1 protein-coding gene and 1 pseudogene are annotated in these 2,059 nt (G+C 69.5%); one reads left to right on the top strand and one right to left on the bottom strand.

Annotated features, from left to right (window positions below):
- The first annotated feature begins 119 nt into the window (after nucleotides 1-119).
- Nucleotides 120-1,409 carry a transposase gene (locus tag ACFV1W_RS40510; RefSeq protein WP_380422574.1) on the top strand — a complete coding sequence of 430 codons (1,290 nt, stop codon included), beginning with the start codon at nucleotides 120-122 and terminating at the stop codon, nucleotides 1,407-1,409.
- A 43-nt stretch (nucleotides 1,410-1,452) separates the two neighbouring features.
- On the opposite strand, the pseudogene ACFV1W_RS40505 reads toward ACFV1W_RS40510, so the two are convergent.
- Nucleotides 1,453-2,059: pseudogene (locus ACFV1W_RS40505) on the bottom strand (IS5 family transposase); the annotation flags it as partial.

The raw sequence follows: 2,059 nt of genomic DNA, 5'->3' as shown, positions 1-2,059 counted from the left end.
AGCAGCCTCGGCTACCGCAGCCCAGCCGAGTACGAGACCGTGCTGGCGGCCTGACCACCACACCAACGGTGTCCGTCAAAGCGGAGCAAGCTCATGCGCGCCTGAAGGAGGCCGGGCTCGTGCGCGAGCGCACCACGCAGCGCACGGACTCCACCCACGTCCTGGCTGCGGTACGTGACCTGACCCGGCTGGAACTGGTCACCGAGGCCGTCCGTGCCGTGCTGGAGGAAGTGGCCCGCGCTGCTTCGCACCTGCTGACCGGCCTGGTGGATGAGGACTGGGGGCGCCGCTACGGCCGCCCGGTCCGTCTGGGCAAGAACCCCACCCGGCCCAAGACCAGGATTCTTGCCGCGGGCGAGGACGCCTGCCGGCTGCTGGAGCACCTCCACCAGCACGGACCGGGCTACCGGCCCGGCCCGCAGGCCGAGGCACTGCGGCAGATCATGATGCAGAACTACTACCGCGACGCGGCAGGCCGCCTGCGCTGGCGCACCGCCGACGACGGTGGCCTGCCGCCCTCCGCCTCGGCGATCGTCTCCCCCTACGACACGACGGCGCGCTACGTCCGTCACGGGCACATCATCAGCTGGAAGGGGTTCGCCGCGCATGTCACCGAGACATGTGCCTCCGACAGCGTCAACGTGATCACGGACGTGGCCACCACCTCGGCCGCCACGAACGACGGCCAGGCCCTGCCGGGCATCCACACCCGCCTGGCACGTCGCGAACTGCTGCCCACCGAGCACCTGGTCGACGGCGGCTACACCTCGCTGGTCCACCTGGAACGAGCCGCTCGCGAACACCAGGTCACTGTCAACGGGCCGCTGCCGGGCAATCCCACCCGCCAGCACCGCAGGAGCGAAGGCTTTGACCGGGACGACTTCCACATCGACTTCGACCGCCGGCAGGTCACCTGCCCCCGAGGCCAGGTCAGCCAGGGCTGGCACGGTCCCTATCCAACCTCTTCGCCCACCGCGGCACCTCTGATCGTGGCGCGGTTCACCAAGGGCCAGTGCCAGCCGTGTCCGGACCGCCCCCGGTGCACCAGTTCCCGCGAGAGCGCCCGGAACGTGGGCTTTCCCCCGCGAGAACTCCGAGACCTGCAAGTCCGCGTCCGCACCGAGCAGCAGACACCCGAGTGGAAGGCCCGCTACGCGGTCCGCTCCGGTATCGAGGGCACCATCAACGAGTTCGCCCACGGACACGGCATGCGCCGCTGCCGCTACCGAGGACAGCCGAAAGCCCACCTGCAACACGTACTCACAGCCATCGCCGTCAACATCGAACGACTCAGTGGCCGGCCAGTCACCGAGGAAGCCCCGCCGCCGAGACCGCCGACCGCCTTCCAGACCTACCTGGACGAGAACGACATCCCCCGGCCGAAGTCTTGGCGAACCCTTGGCACCTGAGCCCGATCGTCCAAGATCCCCGACAGAGTCAAGGTTAGAGGAGCTAACACAAGGCTCGGACTCGTCGGTACGTGATGACGCAGCAGGCCAGTTTGAGGAAGGCCTCGTGGATGTCGTCGCGGATGTCCCAGCGGATCCGCAGGCGGCGGAAGCCGCGGATCCAGGCGTTCGTGCGCTCGACGACCCACCTCACACTCCCAGGGCCAGAGCCGTGCGGGACTCCTCTGCGGGCGATCACCGGTTTGATGCCTCGCTTCCACAGCAGGCGGCGGTACTTGTCGAAGTCGTAGCCCCGGTCGGCGAACAGCTGCCGGGGCCGATGACGTGGCCTACCCCTCCTGCCGCGGATGTGCGGGACGGCATCCAGCAGCGGCAGGAGCTGGGTGACATCGTGGCGGTTGCCGCCGGTGAGCGTGATGGCCAGCGGTGTGCCCCGGCCATCGGTGATCACGTGGTGCTTCGAGCCCGGTCTGGCACGGTCGACCGGGCTCGGACCTGTTTGGGGCCGCCGCGACGGGCCTGGTGGTGCGAGCCGTCGATCACCGCCCGGGACCAGTCCAGCTCGCCGGGGCGGTGCAGTTCGGTCAGCAGTACGTGGTGCAGCCGGTCCCAGACACCGGCCTCGTGCCAGTCCCGCAGGCGGCGCCAGC

Origin of the sequence: Kitasatospora sp. NPDC059648 (genome assembly GCF_042734825.1) — a bacterium.
Classification (GTDB): Bacteria; Actinomycetota; Actinomycetes; order Streptomycetales; family Streptomycetaceae; genus Kitasatospora.
This window is presented reverse-complemented; position numbering and strand designations above follow the sequence as displayed.